The organism is Pigmentiphaga sp. YJ18, from assembly GCF_038066655.1.
Classification (GTDB): Bacteria; Pseudomonadota; Gammaproteobacteria; order Burkholderiales; family Burkholderiaceae_B; genus Pigmentiphaga.
Genome location: NZ_JBBUKU010000006.1, coordinates 170424 through 183273, shown reverse-complemented (window position 1 = coordinate 183273; position 12850 = coordinate 170424). Strand labels below are relative to the sequence as shown.

Annotated in this window: 9 protein-coding genes; 7 read left to right on the top strand and 2 right to left on the bottom strand. The window is 61.2% G+C overall.

Annotation, left to right across the window (positions count from 1 at the left end; translation table 11 throughout):
• Positions 1–22 precede the first annotated feature (22 nt).
• From rfbD to WKR98_RS27575, 7 genes are all read left to right on the top strand, one after another.
• Positions 23–907, top strand: a complete 885-nt coding sequence (rfbD, locus tag WKR98_RS27605; RefSeq protein WP_341435247.1) for a dTDP-4-dehydrorhamnose reductase — start codon at positions 23–25, stop codon at positions 905–907.
• The gene (gene rfbA, locus WKR98_RS27600) at positions 904–1791 is read left to right on the top strand and encodes a glucose-1-phosphate thymidylyltransferase RfbA (RefSeq protein ID WP_341435246.1); all 888 of its coding nucleotides are present in this window, start codon (positions 904–906) and stop codon (positions 1789–1791) included. The genes rfbD and rfbA overlap by 4 nt, the downstream gene beginning before the upstream one ends.
• A gap of 15 nt (positions 1792–1806) precedes the next feature.
• Positions 1807–2355 (top strand): dTDP-4-dehydrorhamnose 3,5-epimerase, encoded by a 549-nt coding sequence (gene rfbC, locus WKR98_RS27595; protein ID WP_341435245.1) that lies wholly within the window; start codon positions 1807–1809, stop codon positions 2353–2355.
• Positions 2355–3170, top strand: a complete 816-nt coding sequence (locus tag WKR98_RS27590) for an ABC transporter permease (RefSeq protein ID WP_341435244.1) — start codon at positions 2355–2357, stop codon at positions 3168–3170. The genes rfbC and WKR98_RS27590 overlap by 1 nt, the downstream gene beginning before the upstream one ends.
• The gene (locus tag WKR98_RS27585) at positions 3160–4488 is read left to right on the top strand and encodes an ABC transporter ATP-binding protein (RefSeq protein ID WP_341435243.1); all 1329 of its coding nucleotides are present in this window, start codon (positions 3160–3162) and stop codon (positions 4486–4488) included. The genes WKR98_RS27590 and WKR98_RS27585 overlap by 11 nt, the downstream gene beginning before the upstream one ends.
• An 8-nt stretch (positions 4489–4496) precedes the next feature.
• Entirely contained in the window at positions 4497–7013 is a 2517-nt protein-coding gene (locus WKR98_RS27580; RefSeq protein ID WP_341435242.1) for a methyltransferase domain-containing protein, read from the top strand.
• 127 nt (positions 7014–7140) lie between these two features.
• On the top strand, positions 7141–8556 hold the full coding sequence (locus WKR98_RS27575; RefSeq protein WP_341435241.1) for a mannose-1-phosphate guanylyltransferase/mannose-6-phosphate isomerase: 1416 nt from the start codon (positions 7141–7143) through the stop codon (positions 8554–8556).
• Here the strand turns inward: WKR98_RS27575 and WKR98_RS27570 are convergent.
• Both WKR98_RS27570 and WKR98_RS27565 read right to left on the bottom strand, forming a co-directional pair.
• Entirely contained in the window at positions 8541–11639 is a 3099-nt protein-coding gene (locus tag WKR98_RS27570; protein WP_341435240.1) for an efflux RND transporter permease subunit, read from the bottom strand. The genes WKR98_RS27575 and WKR98_RS27570 overlap by 16 nt on opposite strands.
• Positions 11640–11650: 11 nt before the next feature.
• A complete protein-coding gene (locus tag WKR98_RS27565) occupies positions 11651–12790 on the bottom strand; it encodes an efflux RND transporter periplasmic adaptor subunit (protein WP_341435239.1) in 1140 nt (379 codons plus the stop codon).
• Between the last annotated feature and the right edge of the window lie 60 nt (positions 12791–12850).

Below are 12850 nucleotides of genomic sequence, written 5' to 3'. Positions count from 1 at the left end.
ATGGAACACTGAGGTCGTTGTTGTGAAAATTCTGTTATTCGGGAAAAGCGGTCAGGTTGGTTGGGAGCTGCAACGAGCCTTGGGGGTTCTCGGCGAGTTGATCGCACTGGACAGACACGCTTTGGGTGGAGATCTAGCCCAGCCCCTCGAGGTCGCCCGTACTATCGAAGCCGTCCGGCCGGATGTAGTCGTCAATGCGGCGGCATACACCGCCGTAGATCGAGCCGAGCAAGAGGCGTCAGAGGCCCGCGTAGTCAATGCAACGGCGGTGGCAGCGATGTCGGCGGTATGCCGTCTTGTGGGAGCCTGGTTGGTCCATTACTCCACCGACTATGTTTTCGATGGCCGTGGCGCCACTCCTTGGCGTGAAGACGACCCGCCAGCGCCTCTGAACGTGTACGGCACGACCAAACTGGAAGGGGAACAGGCCATTCGTGACAGCGAATGCCTGTACTTGCTCTTTCGTACCAGTTGGGTCTATGCGGCTCGTGGAGGCAATTTTGCCAAGACGATGTTGCGGCTGGCAACTGAGCGGGACGAACTCCGGATCATCGATGATCAGCATGGGGCACCGACATCCGCGGAATTGATCGCCGACGTGACCGCTCATGCCATTCGGCAAGCGGTGCGCGATTCTCGCCTGAGCGGCACTTATCATCTTGCCGCTAGCGGCCAGACGTCGTGGCATGGCTATGCGGAATACGTTCTTGCGGCAGCCGAACGGTATGGATGGTCGTCGCGTCGGGCGCGAACCGTGACTCCCATTCCAAGTTCGGAGTTTGCCGTTTCTGCCCTCCGCCCATTGAATTCGCGGCTCGATACGACTCGGTTGCGGCAGGCTTTCGGTTTAGCTCTGCCCCAGTGGGAGGTTGGTGTGGAAAGAATGCTAGCGGAAATCCTCGCATGAGAAAGAGAAAGGGCATCATCTTGGCAGGGGGCTCCGGAACCCGCCTGCACCCGGCAACACTGGCGGTCAGCAAACAGTTGCTACCTGTCTATGACAAGCCGATGGTTTATTACCCATTGAGCACATTGATGCTGGCTGGAATCAGGGACGTCCTAGTCATCAGCACTGCGCAAGACACCCCCCGGTTTCAGCAACTGTTGGGGGACGGCAGTCAATGGGGACTGAACCTCCAGTTCGCGGTTCAACCCAATCCGGACGGCATCGCGCAGGCATTTCTGCTTGGCGAGAAATTTCTTGCCGGCGACGATAGTGCCCTTGTGCTGGGGGACAATATTTTCTATGGCCACAACTTGCCTGGATTGCTGCAGTCCGCCGATGCCCAGGAAGCCGGCGCGACAGTCTTTGCCTACCACGTCCACGATCCCGAACGCTACGGCGTCGTTGAGTTCGATGCTGCCGGCAAGGTTGTCAGCATCGAAGAAAAACCTGAACGTCCCAGGAGCAACTATGCTGTCACCGGTCTGTATTTCTACGATCAGGCGGTCGTCGAGATAGCCCGGTCCATCAGGCCAAGTGCCCGTGGGGAGCTCGAAATTACGGCGGTGAATCAGGCATATCTCGACCGCGGACAAATGACGGTGCAGCTTATGGGGCGAGGCCATGCCTGGCTGGATACCGGGACCCACGAAAGCCTGCTGGAGGCCGGACAATTCATTCATACCCTGGAGCGTAGACAGGGGCTGAAGATTGCCTGTCCCGAGGAAATCGCTTGGCGCCATGGCTGGATCGATAGCGAGCAATTGACGCGATTGGCGGATAGTCTTTCCAAGAATGGGTACGGTCAGTATTTGCAGCGCTTGTTGAAAGATTCGACCGATCGCTGAGGAGCGAATTGCAGCATGAATATCGTCAGTACCAGCATTCCAGACGTCAAGATTCTCGAACCTAAGGTTTTTGCCGATGCACGTGGATTTTTCTTCGAGAGTTTCAATCATGCGGCCTTTGAGCAGGCCCTTGGGCGCCGGGTCGATTTTGTGCAGGACAATCACTCTCGGTCGACGCGGGGCGTATTGAGGGGCCTCCATTACCAGTTGCCGCCCCATCCACAGGGTAAATTGGTCCGCTGCGTAGCGGGCGAGGTCTTCGACGTGGCCGTCGACCTCCGTCGTTCGTCGGGAACTTTTGGTAAATGGGTAGGCGTCCATCTGAGCGCGGAAAACAAGCGCCAACTTTGGATTCCGGAAGGATTTGCCCATGCATTCGTCGTGCTCAGCGAGAGTGCTGAGTTTTTGTACAAGACAACTGACTATTGGTTCCAGAACCTCGAGCGATCCATCGCATGGAACGATCCAGAAATCGCGATCGAATGGCCATTCGGGGGTGACATCATTGTCTCTGCCAAGGACGCCCAGGGAGCTACGTGGCAGCAGGCCGAGGTATTCGATTGATGGGTACCCGCGTTTTGGGTGGGGACGGCCCGCTGTCTTCCCTGGTGAAACACCGCAAACTCATCTTGACGCTTTGCCGTCGCGATATCCTCACCCGATATCAAGGATCCTTGCTGGGATTGCTGTGGGCGGTTGTAACCCCGCTCATGATGCTTGTCGTGTACACCTTCGTTTTTTCTGTTGTATTCAATGCGAAATGGGGTGGGGTCGAGAATCGCTACGAGTTCGCTCTGATCCTGTTTTCGGGGCTCTTGGCCTTCAACATCTTTTCCGACGTTGTCACGAGGGCACCGTCACTGATCGTGGCCTATGCGAGCTACGTGACGAAAGTCGTCTTTCCCGTGCAGATCTTGCCGCTGGTTATTACCTTGAGCGCGATGTTCAACTTTTGCGTTGGCTGCCTCGTCTGGCTCGCTGGGTATTGCGTCTTGATTGGCGTTCCTAGCGTCCACCTCCTGTGGCTGCCGGTCTTGTTGTTGCCGTATCTATTGTTCGTGACCGGCGTGGCGTGGTTCGTTTCTTCGATCGGTGTGTTCATCCGCGATCTGGGCCAATTGGTTGGGGTGGTGGTTACCGCCCTGCTGTTCATGACGCCCATTTTTTACCCACTGTCTGCGATTCCGCCGATATATCACAAATACATGTACCTCAATCCCATTACCTTCATTGTTGAATCGCTGCGAGCGGTGATGATCAGCGGGCGGATGCCTGATATGGGCGGAATGGCGATTTTCACGGGCTTCGCTCTATTGGTGTACGTAGCAGGATTCCTCTGGTTCCAAAGGACGAGAAAGGGTTTCAACGATGTCCTCTGAACCCATTCTTTCCGTTTCTCGCCTTTCTAAGTGCTATCACATTTACGAGAAGCCCGCCCATCGATTGTGGCAGTTCATCTGGCGGCGCCACAGGAAGTTCTATCGGGAATTCTGGGCGCTCCGGAACGTCAGCTTTGAAGCGGGGGCCGGTGAGTCCATTGGTGTCATCGGACGCAATGGAGCCGGAAAATCAACGTTGCTTCAAATTCTGTGTGGAACGCTGGCCCCGACCGAAGGCGATGTTCGCGTTAGCGGCAGAGTGGCGGCTCTGCTCGAGTTGGGGGCTGGGTTCAACCCCGAATTTTCCGGCCGAGACAATGTTTATCTATGCGCTGCTTTGTATGGCATGTCGGAAGAAGAAATCCGGGCCAAATACCAGAACATTGTCGATTTTGCGGATATTGGCGAATTCATCGAGCAGCCGGTCAAGACTTACTCGAGCGGTATGTATGTGAGGTTGGCATTTGCGGTCATTGCCCACGTAGATGCGGACATTCTCATCATCGACGAAGCGTTGGCCGTGGGGGATGCGTTATTCACCCAGAAGTGCATGCGGTTCTTGCGTGAGTTCAAGCGGAGCGGGCTGCTGTTCTTCGTTAGTCATGACGTGACCGCGGTCAAGAGTTTGTGCGAAAAGGCGTTGTGGCTGTCTGGCGGCAAAGTGGCTGCGTTCGGTTCGGCCAAGGACGTGTCCGAGTTGTACATAGAGGACCTGTACCGTTCCTCCCAGTCGGTCAGTGGCGAAGAGCTAGCCAATGAAGCAATCGAGCTCCCCGTGCTCGGTGATTTCAAGGACATGCGGCTGGACTACGTTAATGCGTCGAATCTCAGGAACGATCTGGAAGTTTTCCGTTTCGACGAAGCTGGAGCGATGGGGTTCGGAACCGGGGCGGTAGCGGTGCGCCGCGTGCTGTTGGTGGGCACCGACAATCAACCTATCAGTTGGTGCATCGGTGGGGAGCCGGTGCGTCTGCGCATCGAGGCTGAGGTCATGAGGTCGATCGGAAGACCTATCGTCGGTTTTGTTGTCAAAGATCGCTTGGGACAGCCCCTGTTCGGCGACAATACCTACGTGAGCCATCAAGGTACGGTCGATTGCGATCGCGCGGGAATGTTGGAGGTTGTATTCGATTTCAGGATGCCGATCCTGATGTCTGGGGATTATTCCATTTCCGTAGCCGTTGCCAGCGGTACGCAGCAGGATCACGTCCAACATCAGTGGCTTAATGATGCACTGTTCTTCCGATCGCATTCGACATCAGCTAGTACGGGATTGGTGGGAATCCCGATGCAAAAAATAGATCTGGATTTTAAATAGGCCCATTCATGGCTCATCTTCAGCAGCAACAGTTTTGCTTGTCAGTCAAAGAGAAATTTCCTGCTTTTTTCAGCAACAGACTGGTTCTAGATATCGGGGCTTTGGACATCAACGGGAATAACCGATTTCTGTTCGATGATTGCCTTTACCTGGGGCTTGACGTTGCCGAGGGACGGAACGTCGACCTAATCTGTGCGGGGCATGAGTTGCTGATGCCGGACGCGACATTCGATGTGATCATTTCGACCGAGTGTTTCGAACACGACCAGTTCTACCAGAAGACGCTCAGGAACATCTACCGCATGCTCAAGCCCGGTGGACTTTTCCTGTTCAGTTGTGCGACGACAGGGCGTCCCGAACACGGTACGCGTCGCACAAATCCCCATGACGCCCCCTTGATCCAGGACAAAGGGGGCTGGGCGGATTACTACAAGAACCTGGAGGAAAGCGACATCCGGGAGGTATTCGAGGTCGAGGCTGATTTTTCCCGGTTCGAGTTTTCCATCGGGCACGACACGAAGGATCTCTATTTCTACGGGATCAAGACGGGAGAGTTCGACGCGCGTGCCAACTATTCGTTTTCGGATGCGTCCGGTGAACGTTCGCGGCTTGTCACGACACTCCGGGCCGAAGCGGAACAGGGGAGGCAGTGGAAAACCGAACTGGAGCAGGCGCGAGTGGCTCTGCTGTCGACCCAGCAGCGCCTTGAACAGGTGGTGGGGCGCGTCAATGAACTCGAACGCAGCACGTCATGGAAGGTGACGCGACCGTTGCGCATGGCAGGTGACGCGCTGCGGGCAGCACGGACGAACCCTTCGGTGATGAGAAGTGCCGGCCTAGCCCGTGTAGTCGTGGCCAGGCCGCAGCTCATCCTCAAGTTTCTACAGTATGTACGCCAGCACGGCGTTCGGCAGGCCCTGCAGCGGGTAAAGCAGACTGCCGTTGCCACGGGTATCACAGGTGTCCCTGCTCCGTTGCGATTGAAAGAGGATGGACGGTGCGTGATTCTGACGACCCGGCATTGCAGCTATGTAGCCGGACTGATCAAGATGGCCCTGCAAAAAGTGGGCTTTCAAGCGGAGATCATTACCGAAAGGCCAAAGGACGGCTACGAGGACTTGCTCCACTTTGTCATCTGTCCGCAGATGTTCCCTCGACTACCTGCTCGCTACGTGGCTTTTCAGATGGAACAGTCTGTCAGTTCTCGCTGGTTCACTCCAGAGTACTTCGAGATGCTGAAGAATGCTGCAGCGGTATTCGATTACTCGCGAGCGAATCTGGCTTTTCTCGAGTCGAAGGGCATGAGCTATCGGCAAGTCTATTACCTCCCCATCGGCTTTGACGCGACCCTGCCGCTCCTTCCTGAGACAGAGGAAGAGTATGACGTTCTCTTTTACGGCGATGTCAACAATATTCGCCGCCGCGAATACATCGAGGAAATCTCTCAGCATTTCCGGGTCAAAGTGGTTCATGGACTTTTCGGCGCCGATCTGTACGCCGAGATGGCAAAAGCAAAGTTGGTCGTCAACATCCACTATTACGAAGGTGCGTTGCTGGAGACGACACGAATCTACGAATGTCTGAGTTTGAATAAGCTGGTCGTGTCAGAGGCATCTGCAGACATGGACGAGCACCGCTATCTGGAGTCCATAGTCGATTTCGTCCCGGTGGGCGACCGAGCTGCAATGGTCGAACGCATCAGACATTGGATCCACAATGATGCGGCGAGAGCAGTCAGGATAGAAGATAACCGGCAGAAGCTCCTGGAGCCATCTCTGTCCTTCGATTATTACTTTTTTCGTTTCCTGCTTGCTCACGATGCCATTGATTTCGAGACGTTCTATGCCCTGGCCGGTGCAGGCTTCAAGATCGATGCCGAGATGGTATGCCTCGGCCTTCCCGAATCGGTCCAGCGCCGCGCTGGTTTTGAGAAAGACAACACATATGGTATCCAGTATTTTCCCGGTCTGCGCAATACGACGGGTTGGGTCGGATGTGGGCTGAGCTATAAATTTCTGTTTCGCAAGGCAGCCGAACAGGGACTCGAGCAGATCACGATCTGCGAGGATGATGTCGAATTTCGCTCCGGGTGGGAGGCGTCTTATCAGTCCGCCAAGCGCTACCTTAACGGGCAGAGGGATTGGCACATATTCTCCGGATTGATTGCCCACCTGAATAGCAAGGCTTCCGTTCGAGCTGTTGTGGATTTTGAAGGCCAGAACTATATCCATCTGGATAAGATGGTCAGTACCGTTTTCAACGTCTATTCGAACAGGGTTTTCGATCGCTTGATTGCCTGGGATGAAGGTTTGAGGGATCCTGAATCCAATACCTATGACCGATACATGGAAAGAATGACGGATTTGCAGGTGGTGACGACATTGCCGTTCATCGTCGGGCACAAAGAGGAGGAAAACTCTACCCTGTGGGGGTTCAACAATGTCGTATATCGTGACTTGATTCTTGCTAGCCAGAATCTGCTGGCCGACAAGGTTGCCGTGTTCAAGGGGCAGGAGCCGGAGTAGGGGGCGATGTCCAGGGGGCCGTGACGACAGATACGGGTAAACTAAGCTTGTCGCTCTTTGTCTACTCGTGGGATGTGGAGCAAAATGGGGCTGGTCCGTTTTTCACTTTCCCTGGCGTCGAACTTAAATGGCTCTCGTCCCCGTCATCCTCTCCGGCGGCAAAGGCACCCGGCTTTGGCCCGTATCCCGCGAGCTGCATCCCAAGCCCTTCATCCGCCTGGCCGATGGCCAGAGCCTGATTCAGAAGGCCTTCCTGCGTGCCGCGTCGCTTCCCGGCGTTTCGCACCTGGTCACGGTCACCAACCAGACCATGTCTTTCAAAACCATGGACGAGTTCCGCGAGCTGGATCTGTCCGCGCTCGATCATGGCATGGTCCTGGAGCCGATAGGCCGCAACACCGCGCCGGCCTTCGCCGCGGCGGTGGCGGTCGTGGCGCAGCGGATCGATCCCCAGGCCGTCCTGCTGTTCCTGACGGCCGATCACATGATCCAGGACCTGGATGCCTTCCAGGCCGCCGTGGCCCGGGCCGTGGAGCTGGCCCAGCAGGGGCGCATCGTTACCTTCGGCATCCAGCCGGATGCGCCTGAAACGGGATACGGCTACATCGAGGCCTCGGGCTCCGACGTGCTGCGGTTCGTGGAAAAACCGCCGTTGGAGCGGGCGACGGAATTCGTGGACAGCGGCCGTTATCTGTGGAATTCGGGCATGTTCTGCGTGCGTGCCGACGTTGCGCGCGAAGCCCTGTCCACGCATGCTCCGGACGTGCTGCGAGCCGCCGACGAGAGCGTCGCCGCCGCTCGCGTGCTGGAAGGGCGGAACGAGTGGCAGGTCGCGTTGAACGAAGCGGCGTTCGCCCAGGCGCCGGATATTTCGATCGACCACGCCGTGTTGGAGAAGACGGACAAGGCTTCGGTGGTGCCCTGCGACATCGGTTGGAGCGACATCGGATCGTGGTCCGCGTTCGGCAATCTTTTCCCGAGCGACGCGCGCGGCAACCAACTGGACGGTGATGTCATCGCCGTCGAGCTCGACAACTGCTACATCCATGCCGATGGCCGGGTCGTTGGCGCGATCGGCCTCAAGGACGTGGTCATCGTCGACACGGCCGATGCGTTGCTGGTGTCGCAGAAGGACGCGCTGCCGGACATCAAGCGCGTCATCGCCCAGCTGGAAGCGCGCGGCAGCGATGTGCACCGCATCCATCGCACGGCCCATCGGCCCTGGGGGACGTACACCATCCTGGAAGAGGCCGATCGCTTCAAGATCAAGCGCATCGTCGTTCATCCGGGACAGTCCATTTCCCTGCAGATGCACCACCATCGCAGCGAGCACTGGATCGTGGTGAGTGGCACCGCACGGGTCACCAAGGACGAGGAGTCCTTTCTCGTCCGCAGCAATGAGTCGACCTATATCCCCGCCGGGCACAAGCACCGCCTGGAGAACCCCGGCATCATCGACCTGGTGATGATCGAGGTGCAGAGCGGGGAGTACCTGGGCGAGGACGACATCGTGCGGTTCGCGGATATCTACGGTCGGAATTGACCCGGCCGCCGAACCAACCGCACCACCCACTGCCCAAAATCATCCACAAACAAGAACACCACCGGTATCACCAGCAAACTCAGAAACGTCGACGTGATCAACCCCCCCAGTACCGCGATCGCCATCGGCGACCGGAAGCTCGGGTCGGCGGCTCCGTAGCCGATCGCGATCGGCAGCATCCCGGCGCCCATCGCCATGGTGGTCATGATGATGGGCCGGGCCCGCTTGTGGCAGGCATCCACCAGCGCATCCCAGCGGCTCATGCCCGGCACGGCCGGCCGTACGTCGGTGGCGGGGTGTCCCCGCCGCGCCAGGATGGCGTATTCGACGAGCAGGATGGAGTTCTTGGTGGCGATGCCCATCAGCATGACCAGGCCGATCAGCGAGGGCATGGAGAAGCTCTTGTGCGCGATGAGCAGGCCGACGAAGGCGCCGCCCAGTGACAGGGGCAGGGCGGCCAGGATGGTGACGGGGTGCAGGAAGTGTTTGAACAGCAGCACCAGCACGACGTAGATGCACAGCACGCCGGTCAGCATGGCCAGGCCGAAGCTCTGGAACAGTTCGCCCATGACTTCGGCGTCGCCCACGGTGGCCTGGCGCACGCCGGGCGGCAGGTTCTTGATGGTGGGCAGGTCGGCCACGCGCTGGGCGACTTCGCCCAGGTCCATGCCGGCCAGTTCGATCTCGAAGTTGATGTTGCGCGAGCGGTCGTAGCGGTCGATGACGGACGGGCCGGCCGAGAAGTCCAGGGTGGCGACCTGTTCGAGCAGGACGGGGCCGCGGGTGCCGGGCACGGACAGGCGGCCGAGCAGGGAGAGGTTTTCGCGCGCGGCTTCGTCCAGGCGTACGACGATGGGGACCTGGCGCTGCGACAGGTTGAGCTTGGGCAGCGAGATGTCGTAGTCGCCGACGGTGGCGATGCGCAGGGTGTCGGCGATGGCGCTGCTGGTGACGCCCAGGTCGGCGGCGCGGGCGAAGTCGGGGCGCACGGCGATCTCGGGGCGGATAAGGCTGGCGGTGGACGAGATGTTGCCCAGGCCCGGGATGGTGCGCAGTTCCTTGGAGACGGCCAGGGCAACCTGGTTCAGCGCGTCGGGGTCGTCGCCGGTCAGGACGAGCACGTATTTGTTGTTGGACCCGCCCAGGCCGACGCGGCTGCGCATGCCGGGGATCTCGTCCAGGGCGGCGCGCATGTCTTCTTCGATGCCTTGTTTCTTGGGCCGGTCTTCGCGCGGGTCGAGCTGGATGGTCAGGGTGGCCTTGCGGACCTCGGCCGCGCCGGCCATGGCGAAGGGGTCGCCGCCAGCGGTGCCGCCGCCGATGGTGGTGTAGACGCTGCGCACGTGCGGCACCTTGGCCAGCCGCAGGCGCACGAGTTCGGCGGTGTCCAGGGTCTGGGCCAGGGTGGAGCCGGGCGGCAGTTCGACCACGACCTGGGTCTGGGAGTTGTCGTCGGCGGGCATGAAGCCGGCGGGCAGCAGGGGGATCATGCCGATCGACAGGATGAAGAACACGGCGGCGCCGAGCACGGTCAGCCAGCGGTGGCGCAGGCAGGCGGCGACCCAGCGCATGTAGGTTTGCAGCCAGCGCGGTTCCTTGCCCGCGTGCACGATGGGCTTGAGCAGGTAGGCGGCCATCATGGGCGTAAGCACGCGCGCGACGATGAGCGAGGCGAACACGGCCAGCGAGGCGGTCCAGCCGAACTGCTTGAAGAAGCGTCCGGCGACGCCGCTCATGAAGGCGGTGGGCAGGAAGACGGCGATCAGGGTGAAGGTGGTGGCGACGACGGCCAGTCCGATTTCGTCGGCGGCTTCCATGGCGGCCTGGTAGGGGCTCTTGCCCATGCGCAGGTGGCGCACGATGTTCTCGACCTCGACGATGGCGTCGTCGACCAGGATGCCGATGACCAGCGACAGGGCCAGCAGGGTGATGACGTTGATCGAGAATCCCAGGAAGTACATGCCGGCGAAGGCGGGGATGACCGACAGCGGCAGCGCGACGGCGGAGATCAGCGTGGCGCGCCAGTCGCGCAGGAACAGCCACACCACCAGCACCGCCAGTAGCGCGCCTTCGTAGAGCAGGCGCATGGAGCCGTCGTACTCTTCCTGGACCGGGGTGACGAAGTTGAAGGATTCGGTGATCTGCAGGTCGGCGTGCTGGGCCTTGAGTTCGTCCAGCGCGCGCTGGACGCCCGCGGCCACGTCGAGTTCGCTGGCGCCGCGGCTGCGGGCCACCTCGAAGCCGACGACGGGCTGGCCGTCCAGCAGGGCGGCGGAGCGGCGTTCGGCGATGGTGTCGGTCACGGTGGCGACGTCGGACAGCCGGATGGGCCGGCCGTCGCTCAGGACCAGCCGCAGGTTGGCGAGTTCTTCGGCGGTGCCCACGGTGGCCAGGGTGCGCACGGGCTGTTCGGAGTCGCCGATGTCGGTGCGGCCGCCGGAGCTTTCGCGCTGCACCTGGCGCAGCTGGCGCGAGATGTCGGCGGCGGAAGCGCCCAGGGCCTGCAGGCGCTGGGGGTCGAGCGCGATGCGTATCTCGCGGGTCACGCCGCCCACGCGGTTGACCGCGCCCACGCCGGGCACGTTCAGCAGCTTGCGGGCGACGTCGTTGTCGACCAGCCAGGACAGGGCCTCGTCGTCCATGCTGCTGGCGCGTACGGTGAAGGCCAGCACGGGCTGGCCGGCCAGGTCGACCTTGTTGATGATGGGGTCGCGCAGGTCGGCGGGCATGTCGGCGCGCACGCGGGACACGGCGGAGCGGACGTCGTCCACCGCTTCCTGCAGGGGCTTCTCGAGTTCGAATTCGGCGGTCAGGCTGACGCTGCCGTCCTGGATCTTGGTGTAGACGTGCTTGAGGCCCTGCAAGGTGGCGATGGAGTTCTCCAGCTTGCGGGCGACGTCGTTCTCCAGCTGGCCGGGCGAGGCCCCGGGCAGCGCGGCCGTGACCTGGACCATGGGCAGGTCGATGTCGGGGAAGTTCTGCACCTTCATGGCGCTGAACGACAGCAGGCCGGCGAAGGTCAGCAGCACGAACAGCATGACCGACGGAATGGGGTTGCGTATGGACCAGGTCGAGACGTTCATCGCGTGGGCTCTCAGCGCGTCACGGCGGTGGCGGGGGTGGCCGCGGGAGCGGGCGTGTCGACCACGCGTACCAGGTCGCCGTCGGTCAGGAAGCCGGCGCCGCGCACGGCAACGCGGTCGATGGGCGCGAGGCCGTCCAGGACCTCGACGCGGTCGCCGTCGCGCCGGCCGGCCTGGATCTTGCGCTGGGCCACCCGGTTGTCCGCCCCCACGACGAAAACGTAATTGAAGGCTTCGCGCATGACGACGGCCTGCTGTGGCACGGTCAAGCCCTGCGCCGCGCCCAGTTCGAACTCCCCGCGCGCGAACATGCCGGCCTTGGCCGAGGAGTCCGGCGCGCCGGCCCCGGGCAGGTCGACGTAGACCAGGGTGTTGCGCGTCTGCGGATCGACGGTGGGGCCGACGGTGCGGACCTTGCCCCGCAGGCGCTCGCCGCTGGCCGCGACGACGGTGACGGGATCGCCCACGCGCACGCGGCCGACCTCGGCGGAGGTGACTTCGCCGCGCCATTCCAGGCGGCCCTTGCGGATCATGCGGAAGAGTTCGGTGCCGGCGCTCACGACCGCGCCCACCGTGGCGGTGCGCGACGAGATGACGCCGCTGTCGGGGGCGCGGACCTGGGTGAATTTCAGGCGCAGTTCCTGCGCGGCCAGGCTGGCGCGGGCGGACTCCACGCGCGCCTGGGCGGTCTGGCCGCCGGTCACGTACTGGTTGATTTGCGATTCGCTCAGCGCGCCGGAGGCCTTCAGGGACTGGGCGCGCTCGGCATTGGCGCGTGCCTCGGCGGCGCTGGCTTCGGCCTCGGCCAGCGCGGCACGGGCCTGGGCGATGTCCGCGCGCACGGTTTCCTGGGCGAAGGTGGCCAGTACCTGGCCGGCCTTGACGGTATCGCCTACGTTGACCAGGACGTCCTGCAGGCGCAGGCCGCCGATCTCGGCGCCCAGGCTGGCTTCCTGCCAGGCCATGATGTTGCCGTTGGCCTGGAGCGCGACGCGCAGGGATTGCATCCGCGGTTGGGCGACGGTGACGGTCAGGGCCGGCCGGACGGCCGCAGGGGCGTCGGTATCGGCGGCGCGCAGGGCGGGGGCGAGGACGGCACCGGCCAGGATGGCGCCGAGCACGGCGGCGGCGATGAGAGGGCGTAGCGGCATGGACGGGATCATGGTTGGGATGGGGCCGGGGCCTGGGGAGACCCCGCGGCGACGCGTTTC

Bases quoted from the DNA above. Each gene is read 5' to 3' on its own strand.
- rfbA (WP_341435246.1), top strand. From the start codon at position 904: ATGAGAAAGAGAAAGGGCATCATCTTGGCAGGGGGCTCCGGAACCCGC.
- rfbC (WP_341435245.1), top strand. From the start codon at position 1,807: ATGAATATCGTCAGTACCAGCATTCCAGACGTCAAGATTCTCGAACCT.
- WKR98_RS27590 (WP_341435244.1), top strand. From the start codon at position 2,355: ATGGGTACCCGCGTTTTGGGTGGGGACGGCCCGCTGTCTTCCCTGGTG.
- WKR98_RS27585 (WP_341435243.1), top strand. From the start codon at position 3,160: ATGTCCTCTGAACCCATTCTTTCCGTTTCTCGCCTTTCTAAGTGCTAT.
- WKR98_RS27580 (WP_341435242.1), top strand. From the start codon at position 4,497: ATGGCTCATCTTCAGCAGCAACAGTTTTGCTTGTCAGTCAAAGAGAAA.
- WKR98_RS27575 (WP_341435241.1), top strand. From the start codon at position 7,141: ATGGCTCTCGTCCCCGTCATCCTCTCCGGCGGCAAAGGCACCCGGCTT.
- WKR98_RS27570 (WP_341435240.1), bottom strand. From the start codon at position 11,639: ATGAACGTCTCGACCTGGTCCATACGCAACCCCATTCCGTCGGTCATG.
- WKR98_RS27565 (WP_341435239.1), bottom strand. From the start codon at position 12,790: ATGCCGCTACGCCCTCTCATCGCCGCCGCCGTGCTCGGCGCCATCCTG.